The sequence below is a fragment of the Planococcus sp. ANT_H30 genome, assembly GCF_008369335.1.
Taxonomy (GTDB): domain Bacteria; phylum Bacillota; class Bacilli; order Bacillales_A; family Planococcaceae; genus Planococcus; species Planococcus kocurii.
Window position 1 is genome coordinate 1,108,408 of record NZ_VOBJ01000001.1, and the last position, 26,584, is coordinate 1,134,991.

The window sequence follows — 26,584 nt, forward strand, 5'->3', positions numbered from 1 at the left end:
CGTGTACTTCTAAATGGTGTTCTCCAAAAACATTAATTAATAAACACGTCAATGTCATTTTTATTTTTCTCGACTAATTTTTCTACTAACCTATTATAGTCTTCCCCAAAGTCATCCATCCATGTTAGATCATTAACGTTTCCTCCCCCTAGTTTCTCCTCAAGATACGTATTGATATAAGCATTTTGTTCATTAATTTTTTTACCGTATTGCTTTTGGAATTCTTCGGGTGACATATCTAGTTTTTCAGCTTGAGCGATAGCATACGCACGCACTTGCTTTCCACCTTCATCTTTTGTATTCGCTGGAGGAAGTTTTTCAAATTCTTCCGAGGTTGTTTCTCCTGTAAGATGTGGAGAAATATCAAGGTTCATTTCCTGTACCTCTTGTTTGATCAACTCTACAGCTATTGCTGAATCCAAGTAATCTAATGCGCTATCGTCAGGATATAAAAATCGTAAATCCCCTATTGTAATTTCATGATTATTTACAATAGCGGCTACTTCATCATCTTCGTGTGTTGAAAGGCCGCTACAACTAGCTAAGGTGACTGCTCCAAGCAAAATTACTGTACACAGAACTTTCTTCAATCCCCCACTTCCTTTCTTAACCCATTATTTATAAACTTTTGACCAAAAATAATCGATTAGATAAATTACTCGTGCTACTAAGATTCATACGTTCTTAATGTTCAGAAAGTTTCATTTACTAAAAAAGTATTTTTTGAAAGACCATTGTTTAAAATAGTTTGTTTTCAGCATAAAAAAACGTTCCTGAAAATCAGGAACGTTTTTGCTTATTAAACGGTTACTTCTTTTTTCTCTTTTTTGATTTGCTTGCTTCGTAACTGTCCACAAGCAGCATCGATATCGGCGCCTTGCTCGTGACGTACGCCACAGTTGATGCCTTTTTTCTTCAATGCATCGTAGAAAGCACTAATGGCTTCTGGTGTACTTTGTTGATATTGATCGTGCTCATCAACTGAATTGTACGGGATCAAGTTCACGTATGACAAGTGACGCTTATCTTCTAGCAATTTCGCTAATTGATGCGCTTCTTCTACATGGTCATTGACGTCACGCAATAAAATATACTCAAACGTGATGCGACGGTTGGATTTCTCTAGGTAATAATCGATCGCAGCCATCAATTTCTCGATTGGATATGCTTTATTGATTTTCATAATACGCGTACGCAACTCATTAGTCGGTGCATGAATTGAAATTGCCAGGTTTACTTGTAAGCCTTCATCTGCATAATCGTAAATTTTTGGCACGATACCGCTTGTTGAAACGGTGATGTGTCGAGCTCCGATAGCCAAACCTTTTTGAGAATTAACGATGTTTAGGAAGCCCATCAAATTCGTATAGTTATCAAATGGTTCGCCGATACCCATTACGACGATGTGACTCACACGTTCTTCTTTTTGCTGTGTGTCAAAATGCGCTTGCACTTGCATAATTTGCTCAACGATTTCGCCCGCGTTTAAATCGCGGCTCTTTTTCAATAGTCCGCTGGCACAGAAACTGCAGCCAATGTTACAACCCACTTGTGTGGTTACACAAACAGAATTTCCGTATTTAAAACGCATTAATACCGTTTCGATCAAGTTACCGTCTTGCATTTGGAAAAGAAACTTAATCGTGCCGTCTGCAGATTCTTGCTTCACTGTTTCTTTCAACGTGCGAATCGCAAAGTTGTCTTCTAGCAACTGAACACAGTCTTTCGACAGATTGTTCATTTCTGCGAATTCAGTGACGCGTTTTATATACAACCAATCCCATACTTGTTCCGCACGGTATTTTTTCTGACCATTTTCTAAAAACCAGTCTTTTAACTGGTCTATCGTTAATCCATAGATGGAATTTTTCATTTAAAGAACCCTCATTTCAAATTTCACAATTGCTTATTATAATACTAAAAATAACGCTTGACAACAACTATTTTTGTTTAGACAGAAAAATCTGATTAATAAATGCTTTTATACCGCCTATTTCAAAAATAAAAAAAGGTAAAAAGAAGGATCTTTCCTATACGGAATTGCCTATTTAATTGAAGCTTATTGGAAACAATAAAACCAGGCGCTGTTAAGCAGACCTGGTTTCATTGATTTTTATAGAAGCGTTTTATTTCCAAACTATTTTACACAGATACGGCTGCCTGCTGTTTTTTCTGTAGCATGGTACCGTTTTTTGCTAAGTCCGTGTGCCAAGAGAACGCTTTTTCTAAGACATGTGGAGTTTGCCCACCGCGTGTTAGCGCTTCGTCGTAATACGCGCGAAGTTGTGCACGATACGATGGGTGTACACAGTTTTTCAAGATAACTTCCACGCGTTCGCGCGGTGCTAAGCCACGAAGATCTGCATAGCCTTGTTCCGTGACAACGACATCCACATCGTGTTCTGTGTGGTCAACATGCGAGACAAATGGAACGACGCTTGAAATATTTCCACCTTTGGCAATTGATTTTGTTACAAAAATCGCCAAACGAGCATTGCGCGCAAAATCACCTGATCCGCCGATGCCGTTCATCATGTTAGTGCCTGAAACATGCGTCGAGTTAACATTTCCATACATATCAAACTCTAATGCGGTATTAATCGAAATGAGTCCGAGACGGCGGATAATTTCCGGATGATTGGAAATTTCCTGTGGACGCATAATAATTTTGTTGCGGTAGTTTTCAAATTCCCCAAAAACTTGTTTCATTTTCGGTTCGGACAATGTAATTGAGCAACAAGATGCGAAATTTACTTTACCCGCATCCATCAAATCAAAAACAGCATCCTGTAAGACTTCCGAATATACTTGTAAATCTTTAAATTCCGAATCAACCATTCCGTGTAAAACGGCATTCGCTACAGATCCAATACCTGATTGCAAAGGAGCCAAGCTTTCTGTTAAGCGACCTGCACGAATTTCAGCACGTAAAAATTCAAGCAAATGGCCAGCCATAATTTCTGTATCTTCGTCAGGTGGCACGATAGTTGAAGGAGAGTCCAATTGTTCAGTAAAAACAATGCCTCTCACTTTTTCCATATCGATCGGGATACCAACTGTGCCAATGCGCTGATCAACAGCGGTTACTGGAATTGGCAAGCGCTCACCTTGTTTGCCTGTATCGTAGATGTCGTGCAAGCCTTCAAATAATTGGGGCTGTGCCATATTAATTTCAACGATGATGTTTTTAGCATGTTTCGCAAACACTGCCGAATTTCCAACAGAAGTTGTCGGAATGATCATGCCGTCTGCTGTAATAGATAACGCTTCTACAATAGCAAAATCAATCGGTTCTGTAACGCCTGTACGAACCCATTCTGCCGTGTGTGACAAATGATGATCGACAAACAGCATTTCGCCGTCATTAATTTTTTTGCGCATTGCCGGTTCTGCTTGGAATGGCAAACGTTTGTTGACAATCCCCGCTTCTGCAAACAATCGATCGATATCTGAGCCTAACGAAGCGCCTGTGAAAACATTCACTTTAAAGCTTTCATTTTCTGCACGTTTCACCAAAGCGAAAGGAACCGCTTTCACATCTCCAGCACGCGTAAACCCGCTAAGTCCAAGTGTCATGCCGTCTTGTATCCATGAAGCCGCCTCTTCAGGTGTCACTACTCGCTCCTGCAACTGTTTGGCTTTGATTCGATTAACTTTCTGTTCCATTGTAGATCACTCTCTTTCACTATTAATTTTAATGACTTTTTTAAAATAAAGCGTTTTCATGAGCGTACGCTCAGTTTAAAATCGGATTTCACGTAAAAAAGGGTAGAGCATGTCATTATCGACTATCTTTTAATTATTAGATAATTTTAACTTATCCTGTTAAAAAACTGAGTTTTACAGCATGGACAAGCGTTAACTGTCTCAAAGCAGAGAAACAGCTGTCTCAAACAGCATTTTTTTAAGCCAAAAAAAAAGCGCATGATCGCTTTTCGCGGACATGCGCTTTTCTTAAAACCCTAAAAGTTTTCGGAAATAGCTAGAATAAGACTGACTGACGGGGATTCGTGCTCCGTTATTCATTGCCAAAACAAATGTGGAATGTGTATCTGGGTAAATTTCTTCTATATGATGCACATTAACAATAAATGAACGATGGCAGCGGATAAATGATTCACGTGGCAGTATAAATTCAAATTCCTGAAGAGAGTTTTTATTGGTGCCCGAATAGCCTTCTGCATGAACATGGGTTTTGCGATCTTTGACTTCCAAATACTTCACTTCTGTAAAAGGAATCGGCTTCCAGCCATCTGGACTTTTCACAGTAACCACTGACTTCCCTTCAGTAAATGCCGGATAAATGGCCATGACACATCCTTGCAATTTACCTTCATGTTCAAAAGGTACAGCCATGCCGTGATATGGAACACCAAAAATTTCACGATTAATGAATTCAGACGTTTTCTGATTTGCCAGCAATGCTTTGTGTGCAATCGTTCCAGACTTAACCAAATCGCCTGGTTTGATTTTTAAATCTACTCGCTTACTTGGACGATAGTAAATATATTCTTTTGTATTTGTAACGGCTATTGAAATTTCGTCAGAGAATAATTCTCCCATGACATCCAATAGAGAACCTAGCGTAAAACTTTCCATTCGAATCCTCCTGTTTAAACTCATCCTTCTAATTATACATGAACTAGCTTTCTTCTATAAATAGAAAAACCAGCCCTTTAAAGGGACTGGTCTATACGGCTACTCCGGTAGAAGCATCGTACCGTTAGTTGTTAAATTTGCATGCCATGAAAATGCTTTTTCCAGTACATGAGGCGTTTGTCCACCACGTAATAGTGCTTCCTCATAGTAAGCGCGCATTTGATCGCGGTACATTGGGTGCATGCAGTTCTCAATAATTAGAGGAACCCGCTCACGCGGAGCGAGCCCACGTAAATCTGCATACCCTTGTTCAGTCACAACGATGTCGACATCGTGCTCAGTATGGTCAACGTGCGTGGCGAATGGCACAATACTCGAGATGATGCCGCCTTTGGCAATCGATTTCGTAACAAATATCGAGAGACGTGCATTGCGGGCAAAATCACCAGAACCCCCAATGCCATTCATCATTTTACTGCCTGAGACATGCGTTGAATTGACATTGCCATAAATATCAAATTCCAATGCTGTATTAATGGAAATTAACCCAAGTCGGCGAATCAATCCGGGATGATTCGTAATTTCTTGTGGCCGCAAGAGGATTTTATCACGATACTCTTCAAAGTTTCCAAACACCTGATCCATTTTTTCTTTAGACAATGTAATCGACGAAGCGGAAGCAAATTTCACTTTCCCAGCATCAATCAAGTCAAAAACAGCATCTTGAAGAACTTCTGAATAGACTTCCATGTCTTCAAACTCCGAATCAATTAAACCGTGCAAAACAGCATTTGCGACCGAACCAATTCCCGACTGCAAAGGAGCAAGCTGATTAGTCAAGCGTCCCGATGCGACTTCCGAGCGCAGGAAATTCAGGAGATGTTGAGCCATCACTTCGGTGTCGTCATCCGGTTGCAGAATAGTTGAAGGAGAATCCGGCTGATCAGTAAAGACGATCGCTCGGACTTTTTCAAGATCCACGGGTATCCCGATTGTTCCGATTCGATCACTAACATGTGCCAAAGGAATCGGCGAACGCTGACCTTGTTTTTCAGGTTCATAAATATCGTGTACGCCTTTAAACAGTTGAGGCTGCGAAAGGTTGATTTCTATAATAACGTTTTTGGCGTGCTTGACGAAAACCGAAGAGTTGCCAACCGACGTCGTTGGAATAATCATGCCGTCTTCTGTAATCTCCAATGCTTCAATAACCGCGTAGTCGATTGATTCGATGACTCCAGCCCGGATCCATTCAGCCGTTTGTGATAAATGGTGATCAACAAACAGCATATCCCCATTATTTATCTTTCTGCGCATAGCCGGATCTGCTTGAAACGGCAACCGTTTGTGCACAATTCCTGCTTCTGCCATTAATTTATCGACATCTGAACCTAAAGAAGCCCCAGTAAAAACATTTACTTTAAACTGCTCTGTTTCAGCGCGGCGAACCAATGCATAAGGAATTGCTTTAGCATCTCCCGCACGTGTAAATCCACTTAATCCGAGCGTCATTCCGTCTTTGATCCAAGACGCCGCCTCATCCGCAGATACCACTCGGTCCTGTAATTCGATAGCTTTGATACGATGAAGTTTATTGTCCATCCTTATCACCTTTCGGAGGCTTTAGTTTTTGTTAGCCTATACATTAATTATATCTTATTCATTGGTTCATCGACTCTATACTAAGCTTCCAAATACAGAGTTTTCCTGCTATTCTTCACAGTCCTGCAACAAAACACAAGAACATTTCATTAAATTAATTCTTTATTCTTGCAATCAAAAAATGTAATTTTTTCAAGCTTATGAATTTTTGTGGGTACTCGAAATTCTTGTCTTGTTAACACGTGGAGTCTTTTCTTAGTTAACGTAAATTTCGATTTCACTACTCTTTTCTATGGATTTAACAGATGGAAAATATAGCAAGACTGTTCCATTGACAACAAGTTTCTACTGAAATAACATAGAAAAGTTATAGAAAACAAATTTGTACGAACATATAGAAGAAAAGAGGGTGCGCAACATGTCTGCAGACCAAAAAAAGAAGATTTTCATCTTAATGATTAATATGTTTATCGCGGTTGCAAGTTTTGGAATTGTTATTCCGATTCTGCCTTCGTACTTGGTCTCAATCGACCAAGGCGGCATGGCAGCAGGCCTGATGATTGCTATTTTTGCCGCTTCCCAATTTATCTTTTCCCCAGTTGCTGGTAAATGGGCCGATCAATACGGTCGCCGAAAAATGATTATTTACGGTTTATTTGGATTAACCATCTCCATGTTTGTTTTTTATGCTTCTGATTCTATTTGGATTTTGTATTTTTCTCGTGTCATCGGTGGCGTTGGGGCAGCGATGCTGATTCCAGCGATTTTTGCCTATATCGCAGACATTACCACTTTCGACCAGCGCGCAAAAGGAACGAGCATGGTTTCTGCAGCGATGTCGCTCGGCATTGTGGTTGGACCTGGAATTGGTGGATTTTTAGCCGATTACACCTTAAAATTACCTTTTCTCGTCTCAGCACTCGTATCACTAGGAGCTGCTATTTTTTCTGTCATTTGGTTGAAAGAACACGACGCTACAGATGCCAATCCTTCACTGGCTGCAAAGTTAACCGATGAAGAATCTATGTTCACTAAAATTGGCCGCTCCACCAAGATGCCGTATTTTATTCCGTTAATCATTACTCTCGTTATGAGCTTTGGTTTGCTAGCCTACGAATCAGTAGTTGGTTTGTATTTAGACAATCAGTTCAATTCCACGGCGAAAGATATCGCTGTTATGATTACTGCAACGGGCGTCGTCAGTGTAATTGTGCAATTATTTGTTGTAGATCGGATTGTTCGCCGTTATGGTGAAGTGTCCATTTTGGTTGCATTTCTTGGCGTCGCTGCATTTGGCTTTTTGCTGTCTCTTTTTGCTGGAAGCTATGCTATGTTCTTTGCTGTTTCGCTAATCATTTTCCTTGCTACTTCTATTTTACGACCTGTCTTAAATACACTGATTTCCAAAATGGCTGATGGTGAAGTTGGCTTTGCGATGGGCATGAACAATGCCTATATGAGTATCGGAAACGTAATTGGTCCTTTACTAGCAGGCGTTCTTTACGATATTAATATTGTCTATCCATTCATTTTAGGACTGATTATGTTACTGATCACATTGTTGATTACTACAGCTTGGCAACGCTCACGTGCCGCAAAAAATTCGGCAGTTATCTGAAACGGATTCTCACCAGAGAGTTCGTTTTTGTTGTTTTTATCACTTACGGTGTCCTGCTTTACGGCTCTAACGATACGTTGTATAATATTTGTACAACATGCACGATAAATCTATAGATAGAATGAAGGTAATGCTATGTATAACATTAAAGCAGCTGCCAAAATTTTAGATATGCCGAAAGTGACAATTCGTTCTTGGGAAACGCGTTATAGTGCGATTACTCCTGCCCGAACAGAATCTGGACATCGCTTGTATTCGGATCAAAATCTGGAAGATTTGAAATGGCTAAAAATACAAGTACAAGGCAACGGCATGAAGATAAGTGAAGCTGTAAAAAAACTACATGCTTCACGCAAGAAGTTTATTGTTCCGAATAACGAACTTCCTAACAGAGAGACATTGGAATACGGCGAACAAATTGATCAACTTTTTCAGGCCGCTGCCGAAATGGATACGGAACGCTTTAACTATTTGTTGGATTTGCATTTTTCTTTATTTCATCATCAAACAGTCTTTTTTTATATTATTGCGCCACTGATGGTGCGAATTGGAGAGGCTTGGGAGAACGGCATCATTAGTGTTGCTCACGAACACATGATTACCCATATCGTTCAACAACGCTTTAATCAGTTTTTCCGCATTTTCCCAATTTCCCCAAACTTGCCAAAAGTCATGGCACTTAGCCCAAGCGGTGAACAGCACCAGCTTGGCTTACTGCTGTTTACTTTGTTCTTACGCGAGAACGGTTTTTCCGTAGTTTACATTGGACCGGATACGCCTCTTGAAGGCTTAGAGGAAATGGTCGCTAAACAAAATTTCAAACTACTCTGTATGTCCATCGCTTCTCCTAAGATGTTGCCACTGGCCAATGACTATATCGACGCTTTAGCCAAGGCAAATCCAGAAATGCATTTTGTTCTTGGTGGGCAAGGTGTGGACTGCGAACAAACTAAAGAAAATCGCTGGTATTTAGGTAGCGATGTAAAAGTTTGGCAGCAGTGGTTAGATGACCAAAAATTTTGACACCTATCCAAAAACTCCCTCAATAATGAAATTGAGGGAGTTTTTTTGTGTTTTATTGCCAATCAAGATCTTGGTAGTCTTTTTGGTATGGTCCGTTGTCTGTGACTTCTGAGTGATAAAGCGCTTTTAACGCAAAGCCTTTTTCAAGCTCCATCTCATCCTTCAGCACTTTCAACCGTTTTTTCAATTCCGGATGATCACTGACCAATTGCTCCATTTTGGATTTGTTGTATTTCATCTGTATCCGCTCCTTTTAGATCTTCTTGTCTTTATTGTACACTGCTGCAGAAAAAAACGCACTTGCTCAGCAAGTGCGTGACCATCTATTGTTTATCCTAAATAATGAAAAACAAAATTCGCCAGGAATAAACTAGCGATGACGTAGAGCGTTGGAGATACTTCGCGTCCTCTACCGACAGCGATTTTTAAAATCGGGTACATAATAAAGCCGATCGCGATTCCATCGGCAATGCTGTACGTAAACGGAATCAACGCCACAATTAAAAGCGCTGGAAAGCTTTCCGTCATATCGGTCATATCAAGGCTTTTAATGTTTTGCAGCATCAAAAAACCAATGATGATTAAGATTGGCGCAATTGCACTATCTGGTATCAGCTTGATGACCGGAATGAAAAACGAAGCGACCAAAAACAACAATCCCGCCGTAATCGACGTTAATCCCGTCCGGCCGCCAGCTGTCATGCCCGCAGCACTTTCAACTGTCGCTACAGTTGGACTCGTACCAAAAATTCCCGACGTCATCGCAGACACAGACGTTGCCTGAAAAGCACGACTGAATTTCTCAGGGCGCTCAATAAACGCCACTTGCCCATGAACCAGCCCAATGTTTTCAAACACTAGCACCATGGTCAGAGAAAATACCGCAACCCAAAACGTGGTGGACAGGATATTGCCAAAAGACAAAGCCCCAAATACTGCAAAAGCTTCTGTCGCGTTGATCGACGACTCGTTCATGCTGCCAAAGTCGATAAGGCCGAAAAACGCCGCGATGACTGTTCCCACAACAATGGTAATCAGGAAATTCCCTGGCACATTGCGAATAAACAACACTACCGCAATAATAACCGTCAAAACAGTGGCCAATACATGCGCATCCGCAAGTGAACCAAGTGCCAAAATCGAACTCGTGCCACGCTCAACAATGCCGCCTTTTTCTAGACCAATCAGCATAAGAAATAAGCCGAGCCCGACAGTAATGGCTTCTTTCAGCGAATGCGGCACGGCGGCACTCAGCATTTTCGCAAAACGCGTAAAAGCCACCGCCACAAAAATCACACCGGAAACAAACACTACCGCTAGCGCTTCCTGCCAAGACAAGCCCATAGACTGAACCATCGTGTACGAAAATAGCGCATTAATGCCCATACCTGGCACTAACAAAATCGGTGCATTGCCCCAAAAGCCCATGAGCAAACAGCCAAAGACCGACGCCACAATCGTCGCAACAATTGCTGCTTCAAGCGGCATGCCGGCTTCCGACAAAATCAGCGCATTGACGGCAATAATGTAGACCACCGTAAAAAAGCCGATTAAGCCCGCTGTCATTTCACGCTTAACTGTCGTGTCATTTTCCTGAAGACCGAAAAACCGATCCATCCAATTAAACATCGTCATAACCTTCTATTAAATTAGCCCTCTCCCTACCCGCTCTGCCTATCGAAATAGGTAAGCCAAGGTAGGAGTGTAATCTAAAAAGAAGGCACTGTCAAGGTGTTTCGCTTGGCGGGTGGGTATTTGGGATGTGAGTGTGCGTATTTCTCCACGACCGTGCGGATGCCTTCGCTGAACGTGCGTATTTCTCCACGACCGTGCGGATGCCTTCGCTGAACGTGCGTATTTCTCCACGACCGTGCGGATGCCCTCGCTGAACGTGCGTATTTTTCCACGACCGTGCGGATGCCCTCGCTGAACGTGCGTATTTCTCCACGACCGTGCGGATGCCCTCGCTGAACGTGCGTATTTTTCCACGACCGTGCGGATGCCCTCGCTGAACGTGCGTATTTCTCCACGACCTTGCGTATCCCCGAAAAACTAGTTGGTTTTATCGCTTTTCGCTCGCGAAAAGCCGGTAATTAGGGTTTTAAAAATAAGCTTTTGCAAGAAAGCTGCGAGTGCTATAATTCAAGTAATTCACACAAAGGAGGGAACGACATAACGAAAAAAATTAGTTTATTAACACAAGCAGATGCTTTAACGTTACTTCTAGCAAGGCTTAGCTGTCACCATCCACAACGGCAATTTCTTGAAAGGGAGCTCTACTGGATTACGGCGGGAAAGCGTGGAGAAAATCGGATGCAGAAGAAATTCAATGAATTCCATTTTGAAGGAGAGTTTCATATCTTATGGGATGTAAACTTGAAAATCGACAACTGGTCTGTCCAAATGGATGGTCTATTGCTGACTAAGCGTTGCGTAATCATCATTGAGTCTAAAAACATTAGTGGCCAACTCCATTTTGATGAACAGACGGATGAATTTTTCCGTATTAATTCCGCAGGAGAAAAAACGGTTATGGAAAATCCGAAAATCCAGCTGAATAAGCATATTCGTTTTCTGACACAATATTTTAAACTGCATAAAATTAATTTACCCGTATCTGGCTTGGTTGTTTTCACCGCTAAAGACAGTGAATTTATTTCCAAACCACGCGGTGTTGCTAGTTGTAAGACTTACCAAATGATCGAATACCTTTTGAAAATTCTACAGGCTTTCCCCCTCGAAGCCGAAATGATAAAACTGACCAAACTCAAGAAATTGATTTTGACCAATCAAACCCCTTATAAAAAACTCCCTTTGTGCGCTTACTATTTTATTGATCCAATAGATTTACAACCTGGCGTCTATTGTCAAACTTGCAAAGCTTTTACGATGCAACGGAACAAGCGTAGCTGGGTTTGCGATTATTGCGGAGTACGAGACGCATCTGCGCACCTTTTGGCTCTTCAAGAATATTTCACGTTTGTAGGGCCGACCATAACAAATCAAAAGCTTCGTAATTTCTGCGGATTCGCATCACGTGCGGTTGCCACCAGGTTGCTTGGTCAATTGGATTTAGAGAAAACCGGAGAATCAAAAGCCTCCTCGTATTGCATACGAGAATAATGCAAAAGCTTCCCGTTAGAGTGGGAAGCTTTTTTGCTGAGTTTTTTGAACGTGCGTATTTTTCTACGAACGTGCGTAAGTCTTCGCTGAACGTGCGTATTTCTCCACGAACGTGCATATCTGCATCCCGAACGTGCGTATTTCTCCACGAGCGTGCGTATGCCGCAGCTATTCGTCACTCATCCTTCATTCGCCTCACGCACACAAACCAAAATCCAGATGCCTCGCTTTTCGCTGGCGAAAAGCACTAAAATCTAATTTTTGCACTGAACGTGCGTATTTCTCCCCGAGCGTGCGTATGCCGCAGCTATTCGCCGCTCACCCTTCATTCGCCTCACACACACAAACCAAAATCCAGATGCCTCGCTTTTCGCTGGCGAAAAGCACTAAAATCTAATTTTTTCACTGAACGTGCGTATTTTTCTACGAACGTGCGTAAGCCTTCGCTGAACGTGCGTATTTCTCCACGAACGTGCATATCTGCATCCCGAACGTGCGTATTTCTCCCCGAGCGTGCATATCTGCATCCCGAACGTGCGTATTTCTCCACGAACGTGCATATCTGCATCCCGAACGTGCGTATTTCTCCCCGAGCGTGCATATGCCGCAGCTATTCGCCTCAAAACCTAAAAAGGACCTGCAATAGCTGCAGGCCCTCATTAGTTTATTTTTTACACGAACATTCCGGCAATTGCTGCACTCAATAATGAAGCGAGTACACCCGCCGCAACGGCGCGCATGCCAAGACGAGCAATATCTGAACGACGACTTGGTGCGATCGCACCAAGTCCGCCAAGTAAGATTGCCAATGAGCTTAAGTTTGCGAATCCGCAAAGAGCAAAGCTGACAACGATGACCGTTTTAGGTGACAAGTTGGCAATTTCAGGAGCAAAAGCTGAATACGCAACAAATTCGTTAAGTACTAGCTTCTGTCCGATAAAGCTACCCGCTTGGACTGCTTCAGCCCAAGGTACACCAATTGCCCATGCAAGCGGTGCAAAAATGACGCCTAAAATACTTTGGATAGTCAAACCACCAAAACCGAACCATCCACCGATGCCGCCAAGTACACCATTTAGTAAAGCAATTAATGCGATAAATGCAAGTAACATCGCGCCCACATTTAACGCCAATTGAAGACCGTCAGACGCACCACGTGCTGCTGCATCTACGACGTTAACTGAAGCTTCGTCTTTTTCCATAACAAACTCTTTTTCTTCGACTTCTTCTGTTTCCGGCATCATGATTTTAGCCATGATCAACCCGGCTGGAGCAGCCATGAAACTGGCAGCTAACAAATATTCAAGCGGTACACCAAGAAGTGCGTAACCCGCCAGAGTAGAACCTGCTACAGAAGCCAGTCCCCCTGTCATAACTGCAAATAATTCGGACTTGGTCATCCCCGCGATAAAGGGGCGAATGACTAGCGGTGCTTCTGTTTGGCCAACGAAAATATTCGCTGCTGCTGAAATTGACTCTGCTTTACTCGTTCCAAGAAGCTTCGATAATGCGCCTCCTAGAATTTTGATGACAATTTGCATAACACCTAAGTAATATAGTACTGAAATTAAAGAAGAAAAGAAGATGATGATTGTCAAAACTTGGAAGGCAAAAACAAATCCAAATCCACCAATGTCAGCCGCTGGACCAAATAAGAAAGCAATTCCTTCACCTGCATAGTCAATTACATTTTGGACTTTATTCGAAAGACCTAACAACATTTTTCTTCCAAATTCCCATTCTAGTACCATAAATGCAAATGTAATCTGGATGGCTAATCCGCCGAGAATTGTCCGTGGCTTGATAGACTTCTTGCCGCTTGATAATAAGAAGGCGATTCCAAGAACAACGAATACGCCAAAGATGCCCCACAATAAATTCACAACTTCACCTCATCTATATATATTTTTATCAGAAAATTAAGCAAATACATTGTTTAACTCTACTGTCGTCAGACATCTTACCAAATCTAGTGAAAGAAGTAAATGACTATCGTGCGACAAAATGATAACGCATACATTGTCCACCTATCCCGCTGTGACACGCTTTGTTTCATTTTTTCAGTCTCTTCTTTCATTAAAGTAAGTCATTTTCTTAGAAAAAAAGCTGAAACTACTCCGATAATACTTCGTATGTTCACTCCAGCACCTGAAATCTGATTCTTTGTCTGTCGTATTCACAGTATGGCTTAAGTTATTCATGTTACGAGGTGAAACTGTAGCGCGCAGAATCGGATTGAGCATTGCCGGAAAGACTCAGCCCTACGCACTAGCAAAAACGAAGCTTTCGCCATGTCACCTGCTTGTTCTGTTGAACCCCCTTTATAACTCACTCTTTCGATCAACGTTACTTCATTACTGATCTGCTCACTTTCCAAATACTCATCATTCAAATAAAAACTGCACAACCCAAAGGCTGCGCAGTCTATTGTTATTCTGTCACTTGATTTCTGCGACGGTTCACACGGTAAAATACCAAGTAAAGTGATGGAATCATCACCAGTGTGAACAAGCTTGAGAATGCAAGTCCTGCAATGATTGTAATGGCTAATGGTTCAAATAATGGATCTCCTGATAAGGCGACTGGCACGAGTGCGATGATTGACGTGATAGTTGTCAAAAGGATTGGTTTGATACGGGCATAGCCTGATTCGACAATGGCTTCCTTAATATCAAAGTCTCCTGATAGACGACGTGTTTCTACAAAGTCAATCAACACAACTGCGTTTCGCACAACAATCCCTGTCAGGGAAACAATTCCCATAACGCCAAGGAAGCTTAGCGGTGTTTGTGTTAAGAACAATCCAAGAATTGCACCAGAAATACCTAAGTAAACAGCGATCAACACAAGGAATGGTAAGCTAAACGATTTAAACTGGAAAGCAATAACTAAGTACACTAACAAAATGACAACTAAGAACAATAGACCAATTTCAGCAAAGAAAGCTTCTTGATCAGAGTTTTCTCCACCTGTCGATAATTCGTAGCCATCTGTCAATGACTCACGCTCTTTGTCAATGACAGCCAACATTTCATTTTCAAAGTCATCAATGTCACCAAATGCACGAAGTGTAATCGAACGGTCTCCTTCTTTATGCGGTACCTGTGACAATTTCGTTGTGTCTTCTGGTGTTAGCAACTCATTCATCGGCACCAATGTCGGTGGTCCTTGTTCACTAAGCGCCGGAACTTCAAACTGAGACAAGTCAATTGGTTGACCATCGTCAATGCCTGATTGCTTCAAGAACACTTGGTATGGCATTTGACCTTCATAAATGGTGTAAAGAGGCACACCTTGTGTCAACAGCTGGAGTTGATTGGTCACTGAACTAAGCGCGATTTTGTTTTCTTGTAGCGCCTGTTGATCTGGTACATACTCAATCGCTGGAACCGCAGCTCCTAAATTATCGGTAACAATCGTAGCGCCTTCTGCCAACAATTGCGCTTTTAATCCATCGCGTATAGACGCCAATTCTTCAATATCTTCACCTGTAATATCCACTGTAACTGGAGCTCCTGCAGGTGGCCCTTGTACAATCGTATCCAAGAAAATTTCGGCTTCTGGGAAACGTTCACGCAACTCGGGCTGCCATTTATCGATAAAGTCCGAAGCGGTTGTTTGCTCACGATCAATACGGAATACCACTTGACCGGTGTTGCCTCCTGTGTTGTTCATTGAAGAGGCAAACAAGTTTGGTAATCCTTCACCTGAAAAGATTGAAATTTCAGCAATGTTATCATCTTCAGATTTGACTTCTTCCGTTAAGTTAGCAAGAAATTCATCCGTATTTTCAATCGTTGTGCCTTCTGCAAGGCGGACGTTCATCGTTACTTCTTCACGGTCAGCTGCTGGGAAAAATTCAAAAGGCGTAAAGAGCGCAAGAGATAATAATCCTGTCGCGACTAACAAGCCTCCGACGCCAACAAGTAGAGGGCGTTTTAATACGCCACGCAATACTTTATTCGAATAAAACAACGCAATTTTCTCGAGTGGTTTCCCTAAGAATCCAGGGGTATCTGAAATTTTCTTTGCTCTTCGTTTCGTTTTCAAATATTGCATCATGGGTACAAGTGTAATCGACAGCACCGTTGAAGCTAATATTGTCGTAATTAAAATACTTGGCAAGGCCTTGATAAACGCACCATTACCGCCTGATAGCAATAACAATGGAGAGAATGTCACGACAATTGCCAAACTAGAAGAAATAATCGACGGGTATACTTCACGGACGCCGGTAATCGCTCCATCGCGAGCGGAATCCCCTAGCTTATAACGCCGCTGAATATTATCGTTAACAACAATACTGTCATCGACTAAAATACCGATGGCAATAATGAGACCAATCACTGAGATTTGGTTCAAGTCAACGCCTAACCACGGAATTGGGATCATCCCGATGAGTACGGAAGCTAAGACAGTTAACGCGACTGCAAAAGATCCATACAACGTTAATCCAGCTGTTGTGACGATCAAAACAGCTAAGACAGCGATGGCCAATGAAACATATAGGCTGTCGAAGATTTCATTCACATTATCAGCTTGAGATTCATATTTTTCGGCTTGAACGCCAGCTGGAAGATCAGCTGCAAATTCTTCAATAACTTTAGAGACCTTATCATCTACAGAAGGAACGTCTTGTGCCGTTTGCAAAAAGACCGTATACGAAATGGCGTCTTCGCCTTCAAACGTTACAATGTCTTCTGTTTCTTGATCTATCGTCTCGATCGTTGCAACATCTTCAAGTGGTACTGCTACTGCACCTACTTGTAGTTCTTTTAGTTTGTCGATGCCTTGACCTTGTTGCACAGTTAGGCTCACTTGCTCGTTGCCATTATCATGTGTACCAAGTGACAATGGCTGATTTGCTTGTTGAAGCGATTGAAGTACTTCAAATGGCTGAAGCCCATTAGCGGCTAGTTCTTCACTATTGAGTTCAATTAGAACTTGCTGTGAGTTTAATCCTATAACCGTTGTTCCAGCAACTCCTGAAACGGCTTCTACTTCTTCAGAAAGCGTGGCTAACGCATCTTCCATACTTTTCAGTTCTTCTTTATCCCCATAGAACATGTACGACACTAAGGGGAAAGTTAAATCTAGTTTTTCCACCGTTGTTTCTGATGCGTTATCAGGAAATCCTGATGTCGCATTTCCTACTTGTTGCTGGATGCTGTTGATTAACTCATCCGGATTCTCACCATCTTCTATTTCCAATGTAATGATGGAAGCAGAATTGGCAGACACGGATTGCAGCGATGCAATGCCATCTACTTGTTGGATTTCACGCTCGAGCAGATTGGTGATGGACGTTTCCACTTCCTCAGGCCCTGCACCTGGCAAAATTGTTGAAATTAAAACAAGGCTTGATGGGGTTTCCGGAATCTCACGTTGCGGTAATGTGATAAAGACATATGCCCCAACGATCGATAAGATTAAAATTAAAAATATGAATAACTTGCTTCGATCTAATAGATATTTCATTGGCCTGTCTCCTCTGCATTTTTGTATAACAATTGTATAACTATGGCTTTGGAATTACCAGTGGCATGCTTAGAAAAATCGGCTGAAATTACCAGCCGATTACGAATTGGGTGTCTTTTGCTGTTTCATCAAAAAAGCAGCAACCAACAAAAGGATCGGCAACAAGATACCAAACTGGAACCAAACGCCATCTCCCCCCATATAAATAAGTAGCATCGGTGGAAGCAAAGCAATTCCGCTCCAGGCTAACGCTTGCCATGAACCCCTCCAGAAACCAATTATTGCCAACACGACGGACAAAATGACCAACGACCACAGTAAAATGCCTACTAGAAAAAAGCTCATCTCCATGCGCCTCCTTATTTCTAATGGTCTTTTGTTATATATACCCGTTCTTAAACTATCAGCAACAATAGAAAAACAAAAAAACGGACAGCAAAGTTTCGCCGTCCGGTAGGAAATCTACTTATAGGTTTTGGAAAAACAAACGAATAACGTCTAATCCACCAATTACATTGCCTGCTGCCGTACCCAAATTTGTTAACACCACAACTAGTAGAACACGCGTAACTTTATTGTCCCAAAAGCCTTTAAGCGTAAACACGTCCTTCGATAAGGTTTGGAAATCCCCAACGTTCGGGCGACGAACATAGGCTTGTGCAAGTCCTGAAAACCAGCCTGCCGCTAACAATGGATGTAGTGCACCGATCGGACCCCCGACAAAAGCAGTGAGAATTGCTAATGGATGACCGAAAGCTACAGCAGCGCCTATTGCCCCAAGACATGCGGTCCAAAGGATCCAGCTAATCGTTTGGTCGAGACCAGCCGCAGGGTTATTCATAAACGTGATGGCAATCATAGCGACCAATGCTAAGGGAATCGCCCAACCGATAACTTTCGGCCACTTTGATTTGGCCGGAACTTTTGACAGTTCTTCCAAATCGTGTTCGTTGTGGACTTCTTTAATGATTCCTGGAACATGCGCTGCACCAAGAACCGCGACAATTTTTTGACCAGGAGCTTCTTTAATTTTTTGCGCCAAATATTGGTCTCGTTCGTCAATGAGCGGCTCTTTCAGTTTAGGGAAAGATTGAGTAAAATCATTCATTACCGCGTTGAGGGTATCCTGTGACTTCATCTTTTCCAAATCTTCTTCTGAGATCGTCTCTTTGCTGAAAATACTAAAGAATACGGAAGTCAGCAATTGCGCTTTCCCCATAAAACCGATATTGCCCCAAATGCGCGAAAACGTTACTTGAATATTGCGGTCAGCGAGTACCAATTCTGCGCCAGTTTCTTTAGCAGAAGCAATCCCTTGAATCATTTCTTGTCCAGGTTTGATGCCAAACTGATCTGCAAGACGGTTCTGAAAAGAGGAAATAGCCAAATTCATGAGTAACAAACTTGCTTTTTTGTCTTTGATCACTTTGAAAATGTCGGTTTCTTTCCATTTGCTGTCTTGAGTTACCGATTCATAGCGCTGCGCATCTAATTCGATGCATACCGAATCCGGTCGCTCGGTTTCAATGACGGCTTTCACCTGCTCTGCACTAGCTTTAGAAACGTGTGCCGTACCGATTAGGATTAATTCTTTGCCGTTGTATTCTAGGCGTGTGATATTGTCATCCAACATGCTGTACTTCCTTCGCAGAGCTATATTTCTTTCCATACGAAATGAAAAGACTGTCTATTTTATATAATGAATCACATCAGCAAAAATATCAATGCTGCACCCTTTTATTTGCATGCTAAAAGTGATTTTCACTTTAGGTGCCATCACAAATCAGTTGCATTAAACGTGTCGCCTTCTTTTAAATTACCGGCTTGAAAGCCTTTTTTAAACCATCGCTGGCGCTGTTCGGAACTACCGTGTGTAAAACTCTCAGGTACAACGTAACCACGGGACCGCTGTTGAATGGTGTCATCCCCTACCGCACTTGCCGCTGTCAATGCTTCTTCTAGGTCACCTTCTTCTAAATAGCCCATACCTTGCGCATGGTGGGCCCAGACGCCTGACAAATAATCCGCTTGCAACTCCAAGCGTACTTGCACTTTATTGTATTCTTCTTCACTAAGCTGGCTGCGAAGTGGCTGCACGTCTTCCATAACACCAAGAAGATTTTGAACGTGGTGTCCAACTTCGTGTGCCACGACATACGCCATGGCAAAATCACCGGGTGCTTGAAATTGGGTTTGTAGGTCATTGTAAAAACTCAAATCAATATAAAGTTTGTAATCGCCTGGACAATAAAAGGGTCCGACGGCTGCGCCTGCTGTTCCACAGGCAGACTCGACGCTGCCACTATACAAAACGAGTGTCGGCTCAACATATTCCATGCCTTCTTCTTTAAAAACTTCTGTCCAAACTTGTTCCGTATCCGCTAGAACGACTGACACAAATTCAGCCAATTCTTCTTCTTGTGGAGTTGATTCGTAAGACTGGTTTGAAGTCGTTCCTGAGGATCCACCCAATTGATCAAGAATGACACCTGGGTCGCCTCCTAAAAAAGCCACTAATAACACAATTAAAATACCGCCGATGCCGCCTCCTGCTACTAGCGCTCCACCTTTCCCTCGCCTATCTTCAACGTTTCTACTGGCTTTTCTACCTTTCCATTCCATAGGGGTCCCTCGTTTCACAATTGTTTTACTGTAAACATACCCTTTAGAGCACTAGTTCTAATCCATTTTAGACAATCGATAAATTAAAAATCGTTCGCGCGGATCTTTATGGAAATCCGACAATTGAATTTCTTCTATTAGCTGAAAAACTCCGTTAGTTTCCAGATAATCACTGTAATCTTGAGAGGCAAAAAACAAAATCACGTCTACCGTCCGTGGAGATTTTTCGACTGAAGCTAAAATTTTATTCACAAATGCGATGAATATCGCCACTGAAAAAGGGTTAAAGAAATAGAATACGGTATCGTCTGCTGTAACTGGGTATTTCTGAGCTAAGCAATTACAAAAGTTAATGTGAAACTCTGCACCTTTGTGCTTTTTCGCGTACTGTTTTTTATTTTCGAGGGCTTCTGTGTAAAATGTCGGATTCATTTCGATGCCTACACTTTTTACACCAAAAAAATGATGCACATAAAAATTCAAGCGCCCTTTTCCACAACCAACATCAACGATACAATCTTCAGGAGACAGGCTATAATGCTCAAACAATTTGTCGAGTAAATCGTAAGGTGTAGGCTCATAACGATTATGATGCAAAGAGGCGTTAAATCCTTGCTGGTTTCCTGTTGTTGCAATCACTAGCAGTTGGTCATAGGCTTGCTCACTCATTCTATCTCTCCTCGGCTATAATTTTTTACGTTCTTCATCTTGCAATTAATAGAAACATTTGTTATAGTACAGCTAATTCAATATTTCTTGCTCTTGTTTTTACAAGAGTAGGATAGAGGCGCAAAAACCATTAGTACGCAAAACGAGGATGATGAGATCCGTTGACGTTTGCCGAAAGGGGGATTTGCCGAAGTGGCGGAGATCTCACATTTCCGTGCGCTGGGTCTGCATTTAATAAATGCAGGACTGTCATATAGGAAACTATATGGAGGGCTATCTGATGCACAGGAGCAAATGGTAAACATTGTTTCTACTGCAGCAACAGGACCTCCTGTTGCTGCTTTTTTGTTTGTTCCTGACTGGCCTCTCACCTCTAAGCTTCGAAAAAAATTAGAAAAGGGTGTGTTCTGTATGAATTTCGGCCAAGTAATTACAGCAATGGTAACACCATTCGACCAATACGAGGAAATTGATTTTCCGGCAACGCAAAACTTAATCGAGCACTTGATTGCTAATGGATCTGACGGTCTTGTCGTCGCAGGAACCACAGGCGAATCGCCAACTTTATCGATAGAGGAAAAAGTAGAATTGTTCGAGTTTACCGTCAACACTGTTGCCGGACGGATTCCGGTCATCGCAGGAACCGGCTCGAACAATACGCGGGCATCGATTTCTTTGACTCAACAAGCAGAGAAAGTCGGCGTAGATGGCATTATGCTAGTTACGCCTTATTACAATAAACCTTCACAAGAAGGCATGTTCCAACATTTCCAAGCCATTGCGGAGTCGACTCATCTACCTGTCATGCTCTATAACATTCCAGGACGTAGCGTCGTTAACTTGCTTCCAGAAACCGTCATCCGCTTGTCTCAAATTAACAATATCGTTTCTATTAAAGAAGCGAGCGGTGATTTGGATGCTGCTTCAGAAATTATTGAACACACAGCTGAATCTTTTACTGTCTATAGCGGCGATGACAGTCTGACTTTACCGATGCTGTCTATCGGTGGTGCGGGCATCGTTTCGGTTGCTGCACATATTATCGGCAACGATATGCAAGACATGATTACGAGTTTTAAAACAGGTGATGTGAAAACAGCAGCAGCTATTCATAGACGGTTATTGCCAACAATGAAAGCATTGTTCGCTGCGCCAAATCCATCTCCAATCAAAGCAGCACTGCACATGACAGGTGTTTCGACTGGGGGCGTTCGGTTACCAATGATTGCACTGACTGACGAAGAAACCCTGACGTTACACAAGTCTTTACCCAGTCTGCATTCAGAAGCAGTAACAAATTGACTAACTAAAAAAAAACGCTGAAGTCTAGGAACTTCAGCGTTTTTTTAGTTAAGTGACATTCATCTGATGTAAGACACGTTTCAGGCTGCCACCAATTTCAATGTCTTTTAAATCAACTCCAATACCAATAAGCATCGCTGCAATTTCTGGACGGATTCCCGTGAGAACCGAGCGTATACCTACGAGCTTTAGCGACTGGATGATTTTAATAATTTGTTCTGCAACGATTGAGTCGACTCTCACGACACCTGACAAATCTACAATCAATACCGTAATTTTTAGTTGATTTGCTGCTAGTAAGGTTTTCTCCAGTATATAGCGAGCTCGGTCCATTTCAATGCTACCCACTAGTGGTAAAACGGCAATCTGATCACTGACCGGGACAACGGGTGAGGAAAGTTCAAGAAATTCTTTTCTTGCGCAGTTCAATTTTCGTCGATATGAAACTGTGTAGGCTTCTGTATAGGAAACAGCTGCATAATCCAGTAACGAATGAAAGGTCTCCATACTATCAAAAAGAATTTGAATGTTAATCTTCTTGTGAAGGGCTTCTGTTTTGATGACTGTTCCGATGTGTTTTCGAAATAAAGAAACTTCGGCAAGTGCGTCTTCTAGCGATCGATTGTTTTCAAGAAAAAAATCACCTGTTTTTTCTCCCCATCGTTGAATCTTCGCATAGACCTCTTGAATATTGTAACTATTGCTAATGGATTGTCCGATCAAATCCACAAAATCAGTTCGAATGTTATTTACAACTTCAATGAAGGCTTTCGTCATTTGCAACTGCTCAGCCTGAAGATTCGCGCTGACTTCTTCATGGATCAATTGTGCGATCAATTCTCTATCTGCCGACACGCGTTCCCCCAATAACCGATTCTCTTTTTCCATAAGTCCTCCAGAGGCAAAGATATTTTGTACGCTAATTATAGCTGTTAAATGAATGGTTGCAATGAGTCCAGTTCCCTATTTCTCCCAATAAATAAACATCCGTTTTTTAAAGACGGATGTTAAAGGTAGTTCTTTATTCATTGCCAAAGACACAATTTCTTCCATTAGCTTTTGCTTTGTACAGAAAACTGTCAGCTCTGGATAGCAAGCTTCCTACTTCGTCTCCAAGCGCATAAACGGCGACACCGATACTTACCGTGATGGGTACATGCATCCAGTCAGCAGCTTCTATGTGCTTACACAAAGAGTCAGCCATAGCTAAGCCTTCTTCAATTCCTGAGTCTGGCATCACGACGACGAACTCTTCTCCTCCGAGACGTGCTACAATGCCAGCCGCTCCAACTTTCGTTTCTAGATGCCACGCTAATTCCTGCAATACTGCATCACCTATTTGGTGACCATATGTATCGTTAACTTGCTTAAAATAATCAATATCCAAAATCAAAAGAGCCACTTTTCGACCATTTTGCGCCTGCAGTAAAAAGTCATGAAGTCGTTCTTCCAAATAGCGACGATTTTTCAAACCCGTTAGCGAATCCGTAATGGACAATTGTTGAAGTGTCGAGTTGAGATCAATCAGTTGTTGCTGTTTACTTTCTACTTCGCTCATTAAGTGTTGTAGTTTCTCATAGGCTTCTACTGTTTCACGGTTGATCTTTTCTGCATTACGTTTGGCTAATAGGAGTTCTTTTTCATATTCACCACGAACACTCATCTGCATCAATGCACATTCGTACAAACCATTTTGCTCTACTGCATTCATCAAGACTGGCATATGTCCTGCCGCACTTTTCAAGGTCAAAAACATTTCATTTACGGTGCCATGCATTTTAATAGAAGGAGTAAAGTACGTTTGGAAATACATCCGGGAAGCGATAGTTAGTAAATCATGGATATGCTGCGGATTTTCTACGCTTGTCAAATTCCGCAACGTGCTATTCATTTCAACGACACGCAATTCCTGGTCCAGAACCAAATAACCACAAGGGGCTCTATCGAGTTGCTGTTCCACGATTTTCACTCCTCTATTCTGCTAAATACGCCTTAATGCGTTTTACCGTTTCCTCTGAATCACTCAAATGTGGATTGTGTCCCATTGCTTCCATTACAACCAATTGACTACCTGAGATATGATCGCGGAGATATTGACCAATTTCTAATGGTACAATGGCATCAAATTTTGGTTGAAGAATCAACGTAGGTACTGTAACTTTATCTAATTGGTCACGAAGATCTGAAGTGAATGTTACTTCAGCGAATTGACGAGCAATCATCGGGTCATTTGAACACAATAATTGCTCAAAATCCGCAGCCAGTTCAGGACGTTCCTCGTTTTGCATGACGACAGGCGCCAAATACTTCGCCCATTCTTTATAGTTTATTTCCATCATATCCAATAATTCATCGATATCAGATTGTTCAAATCCACCATTGTAGCCAGGTTCGTTCAGATAATAGGGAGATGGTCCAATCATAATCATTTTCTCCATCAACTCTGGACGTTCGATTGAAGCAAGCATCCCAATCATAGCGCTGACAGAGTGACCAATAAATAAGATTTCCTCAAGTGCTAACGCAGCGCAAACTTCTAGAAGATCCTGTTTGTAACCGTCTAACGTGCTATAGCGTTCGGTCGAATAAGCGGCCTTATCACTTTTCCCTGCACCGACATAGTCAAAAGTGACAATTCGATAATCTGCTGAAAATTCTACAATGGTATTGTCCCAGACTTGCTGATCGCAGCCAAAACCATGACCAAATACTAAGGTTTTTTCACCTTGACCAATAACCTGAACGTTATTGCGTTTTAAAATATCATTTGCTGTTTGAACTGTCATTCTAATTATCACCCTTTGTGCATTTCTTATTGCAAATTTTTTCTTATATATAAGTTAAATATATCCTAATCATAGCATCAAAAGTTATATTTAAAAGAGCCCGGTAGAAAAATTTTATTAGTTAAAACACTTTTTTTGTGATAGTTCTATATAAATTAAAAAAACAGCAGATTTTTATCTGCTGTTTTTGATTGGGTTTGTTTTACCAACTTGCTTTTTTAACGCCAGGAATTTGACCTCTATGCGCCAATTCCCGGAAGGTAATACGCGACATCCCAAATTTCCGCATATATCCACGTGGTCTTCCTGTCACCAAGCATCGATTAGCTAGACGAGTGGGAGAAGAATCTTTCGGTAAATTGGTTAATGCGTGAATGTTCCCTTGTTCTTTAAAGCTTTGTCGCTGCTCAGCAAACTGCGCGACTAGCTGCAGTTGCTTATTATGACGTGCTATTTTTGATTTTTTAGCCATGAAATTACCTCCAAAAGTAATTGCTACGTTTTATACTACACAAAAAATTATTTTGTTTCCCGGTGAATAGTAACTTTATTAAGACGTGGGCTGTATTTTTTTAACTCAATGCGCTCGGGGTTTGTCCGCTTATTTTTCGTCGTACTGTAATTTCTGTCGCCTGTTTCTGTACACGCTAACGTGATATTGACTCTCATCTTTTCCCCTCCTTTTGTACATTGTCGTCCATTCTCACAAATAGTAATCATTACGTTTTATAGTGTATTAAAAAGTTAACAGGAAAGCAAGCGTTTATTTTCAAGCTATAGCATTTTTACTTATTCAAAACCAATGGGTTTGTTCTGAAAAACAACAGGGTACATTATCACTACCTTGCTCTATAGGTGATCTATCACTATTAGGAGGAATTAGAAATGACAAACAAAGAAACAGTAATGATTCAATCATATGATGTACAAGCAGAAGTTTTACACAAAATTAGCGAACTAAAAGCACAAGGCTATAAAGAAGAAGATATGTATGTGATCGCTAAGCGTAACGATCAGCTATCTATGGTTCAAGGCCAGACAGATGTTCATTTAAATGTCCAGGATGATGAAGATATGATGGACAAATTCAAGTCATTCATTTCTGGTGGAGATTCGACGCATGATGCATTTACACAAATGGGGTTAGGAAGCGGCGAAGCAGACGAATATTACAGACAAGTCGAAAACGGCAAGTTAGTGCTTTACGTGAATAGCGATTACGGCGCATCGTACAAGCCACACACTTATACTCAAACAGAGGCGCGAGCAACTACTGCTGAAGAAGAACATCTACGTCTTCACGAGGAACGACTAAGCGTTGACAAAAAACGGGTTCAGACAGGTGAAGTAACTGTCGGAAAGCACGTTGTCGAAGAACAACAAACTCTCGAAATTCCAGTGGAACGTGAAGAAGTTTATGTAGAACGTCGTCCGGTAAACGAAGAAGTCCACTCTAATACAACTAATTCAGCAAATATAAACCTTTACGATGATGAAGAAACGATTCATATTCCTGTTTCAGAAGAGCGTGTCAACGTCCGTAAGAAAGACGTCGTTAGTGAAGAAATTATTGTCGGTAAACGCACAGTTCAAGACTCTGAACTGGTGAGCGAAACTGTCCGACACGAAGAAGCGGATATTGATGAACTAGTAAAACCGAAAAAAGATGAGCGCGATTTATTTTAATGGGTAAAAAAGCGTATCCGGACGATTTTGTTCGGATACGCTTTTTGATGTTGAGGTTTATCTAGAACGTGACTAC

23 protein-coding genes and 1 riboswitch are annotated in these 26,584 nt (G+C 41.7%); of the genes, 5 read left to right on the forward strand and 18 right to left on the reverse strand.

Annotated features, from left to right (window positions below; translation table 11 throughout):
- Positions 1-32 precede the first annotated feature (32 nt).
- The 5 genes from FQ085_RS05240 to scpC (FQ085_RS05260) form a co-directional block, all read right to left on the reverse strand.
- Positions 33-590 carry a hypothetical protein gene (locus tag FQ085_RS05240; RefSeq protein ID WP_058384170.1) on the reverse strand — a complete coding sequence of 186 codons (558 nt, stop codon included), beginning with the start codon at positions 588-590 and terminating at the stop codon, positions 33-35.
- Between the two features lie 209 nt (positions 591-799).
- Entirely contained in the window at positions 800-1,873 is a 1,074-nt protein-coding gene (rlmN, locus tag FQ085_RS05245) for a dual-specificity RNA methyltransferase RlmN (protein ID WP_058384169.1), read from the reverse strand.
- A gap of 269 nt (positions 1,874-2,142) precedes the next feature.
- Positions 2,143-3,666: a succinyl-CoA:acetate CoA-transferase ScpC gene (gene scpC, locus FQ085_RS05250; RefSeq protein ID WP_058384168.1), complete on the reverse strand. Its 1,524-nt coding sequence runs from the start codon at positions 3,664-3,666 to the stop codon at positions 2,143-2,145.
- A 288-nt stretch (positions 3,667-3,954) separates the two neighbouring features.
- Entirely contained in the window at positions 3,955-4,599 is a 645-nt protein-coding gene (locus tag FQ085_RS05255; protein ID WP_149456085.1) for a LytTR family DNA-binding domain-containing protein, read from the reverse strand.
- A 99-nt stretch (positions 4,600-4,698) separates the two neighbouring features.
- Positions 4,699-6,201, reverse strand: coding sequence for a succinyl-CoA:acetate CoA-transferase ScpC (gene scpC / locus FQ085_RS05260; RefSeq protein ID WP_149456086.1), 1,503 nt, complete (start codon positions 6,199-6,201; stop codon positions 4,699-4,701).
- Between the two features lie 418 nt (positions 6,202-6,619).
- Here scpC (FQ085_RS05260) and FQ085_RS05265 point away from each other — a divergent pair, with 418 nt between their 5' ends.
- Together FQ085_RS05265 and FQ085_RS05270 are read left to right on the forward strand one after the other, a co-directional pair.
- On the forward strand, positions 6,620-7,819 hold the full coding sequence (locus tag FQ085_RS05265) for an MFS transporter (protein WP_149456087.1): 1,200 nt from the start codon (positions 6,620-6,622) through the stop codon (positions 7,817-7,819).
- 135 nt (positions 7,820-7,954) lie between these two features.
- Positions 7,955-8,842 carry a MerR family transcriptional regulator gene (locus FQ085_RS05270; RefSeq protein WP_058384164.1) on the forward strand — a complete coding sequence of 296 codons (888 nt, stop codon included), beginning with the start codon at positions 7,955-7,957 and terminating at the stop codon, positions 8,840-8,842.
- Between the two features lie 52 nt (positions 8,843-8,894).
- On the opposite strand, the gene FQ085_RS05275 is transcribed toward FQ085_RS05270, so the two are convergent.
- Positions 8,895-9,080 (reverse strand): hypothetical protein, encoded by a 186-nt coding sequence (locus FQ085_RS05275; protein ID WP_008498283.1) that lies wholly within the window; start codon positions 9,078-9,080, stop codon positions 8,895-8,897.
- Between the two features lie 92 nt (positions 9,081-9,172).
- Positions 9,173-10,471 carry an NCS2 family permease gene (locus tag FQ085_RS05280; protein ID WP_149456088.1) on the reverse strand — a complete coding sequence of 433 codons (1,299 nt, stop codon included), beginning with the start codon at positions 10,469-10,471 and terminating at the stop codon, positions 9,173-9,175.
- 555 nt (positions 10,472-11,026) lie between these two features.
- On the opposite strand from FQ085_RS05280, the gene FQ085_RS05285 reads away from it, so the two are divergent.
- A complete protein-coding gene (locus tag FQ085_RS05285; RefSeq protein ID WP_082707583.1) occupies positions 11,027-11,965 on the forward strand; it encodes a nuclease-related domain-containing protein in 939 nt (312 codons plus the stop codon).
- A 671-nt stretch (positions 11,966-12,636) separates the two neighbouring features.
- On the opposite strand, the gene FQ085_RS05290 is transcribed toward FQ085_RS05285, so the two are convergent.
- The 6 genes from FQ085_RS05290 to FQ085_RS05315 form a co-directional block, all read right to left on the reverse strand.
- Positions 12,637-13,848, reverse strand: a complete 1,212-nt coding sequence (locus FQ085_RS05290) for a NupC/NupG family nucleoside CNT transporter (RefSeq protein WP_058384162.1) — start codon at positions 13,846-13,848, stop codon at positions 12,637-12,639.
- A 547-nt stretch (positions 13,849-14,395) separates the two neighbouring features.
- Positions 14,396-17,443 carry an efflux RND transporter permease subunit gene (locus FQ085_RS05295; protein ID WP_149456089.1) on the reverse strand — a complete coding sequence of 1,016 codons (3,048 nt, stop codon included), beginning with the start codon at positions 17,441-17,443 and terminating at the stop codon, positions 14,396-14,398.
- A gap of 99 nt (positions 17,444-17,542) precedes the next feature.
- On the reverse strand, positions 17,543-17,788 hold the full coding sequence (locus tag FQ085_RS05300) for a hypothetical protein (protein ID WP_058384160.1): 246 nt from the start codon (positions 17,786-17,788) through the stop codon (positions 17,543-17,545).
- Between the two features lie 121 nt (positions 17,789-17,909).
- Positions 17,910-19,076: a TraB/GumN family protein gene (locus FQ085_RS05305; RefSeq protein WP_058384159.1), complete on the reverse strand. Its 1,167-nt coding sequence runs from the start codon at positions 19,074-19,076 to the stop codon at positions 17,910-17,912.
- A gap of 143 nt (positions 19,077-19,219) precedes the next feature.
- Positions 19,220-20,065, reverse strand: coding sequence for a KPN_02809 family neutral zinc metallopeptidase (gene ypfJ / locus FQ085_RS05310; RefSeq protein WP_058384158.1), 846 nt, complete (start codon positions 20,063-20,065; stop codon positions 19,220-19,222).
- Between the two features lie 57 nt (positions 20,066-20,122).
- Positions 20,123-20,734 carry a class I SAM-dependent methyltransferase gene (locus FQ085_RS05315; RefSeq protein ID WP_058384157.1) on the reverse strand — a complete coding sequence of 204 codons (612 nt, stop codon included), beginning with the start codon at positions 20,732-20,734 and terminating at the stop codon, positions 20,123-20,125.
- Between the two features lie 105 nt (positions 20,735-20,839).
- Positions 20,840-21,018, forward strand: a riboswitch (Lysine riboswitch).
- 127 nt (positions 21,019-21,145) lie between these two features.
- On the opposite strand from FQ085_RS05315, the gene dapA reads away from it, so the two are divergent.
- On the forward strand, positions 21,146-22,036 hold the full coding sequence (gene dapA / locus FQ085_RS05320; protein WP_149456148.1) for a 4-hydroxy-tetrahydrodipicolinate synthase: 891 nt from the start codon (positions 21,146-21,148) through the stop codon (positions 22,034-22,036).
- Between the two features lie 48 nt (positions 22,037-22,084).
- On the opposite strand, the gene FQ085_RS05325 is transcribed toward dapA, so the two are convergent.
- The 5 genes from FQ085_RS05325 to rpmG all read right to left on the reverse strand — a co-directional run bounded on the left by FQ085_RS05325 (position 22,085) and on the right by rpmG (position 25,491).
- Positions 22,085-22,924: an STAS domain-containing protein gene (locus FQ085_RS05325; RefSeq protein ID WP_149456090.1), complete on the reverse strand. Its 840-nt coding sequence runs from the start codon at positions 22,922-22,924 to the stop codon at positions 22,085-22,087.
- A 133-nt stretch (positions 22,925-23,057) separates the two neighbouring features.
- A complete protein-coding gene (locus tag FQ085_RS05330) occupies positions 23,058-23,996 on the reverse strand; it encodes a GGDEF domain-containing protein (protein ID WP_237150104.1) in 939 nt (312 codons plus the stop codon).
- Between the two features lie 13 nt (positions 23,997-24,009).
- On the reverse strand, positions 24,010-24,822 hold the full coding sequence (locus tag FQ085_RS05335) for an alpha/beta fold hydrolase (protein WP_058384154.1): 813 nt from the start codon (positions 24,820-24,822) through the stop codon (positions 24,010-24,012).
- Between the two features lie 202 nt (positions 24,823-25,024).
- The gene (gene rpsN / locus FQ085_RS05340; protein WP_058384153.1) at positions 25,025-25,294 is read right to left on the reverse strand and encodes a 30S ribosomal protein S14; all 270 of its coding nucleotides are present in this window, start codon (positions 25,292-25,294) and stop codon (positions 25,025-25,027) included.
- Positions 25,295-25,341: 47 nt separating this feature from the next.
- Positions 25,342-25,491 (reverse strand): 50S ribosomal protein L33, encoded by a 150-nt coding sequence (rpmG, locus tag FQ085_RS05345; RefSeq protein ID WP_058384152.1) that lies wholly within the window; start codon positions 25,489-25,491, stop codon positions 25,342-25,344.
- 216 nt (positions 25,492-25,707) lie between these two features.
- Between rpmG and FQ085_RS05350 the strand changes: the two genes are divergently transcribed.
- Entirely contained in the window at positions 25,708-26,508 is an 801-nt protein-coding gene (locus FQ085_RS05350; RefSeq protein ID WP_149456091.1) for a YsnF/AvaK domain-containing protein, read from the forward strand.
- The last annotated feature ends 76 nt before the right edge of the window (positions 26,509-26,584 follow it).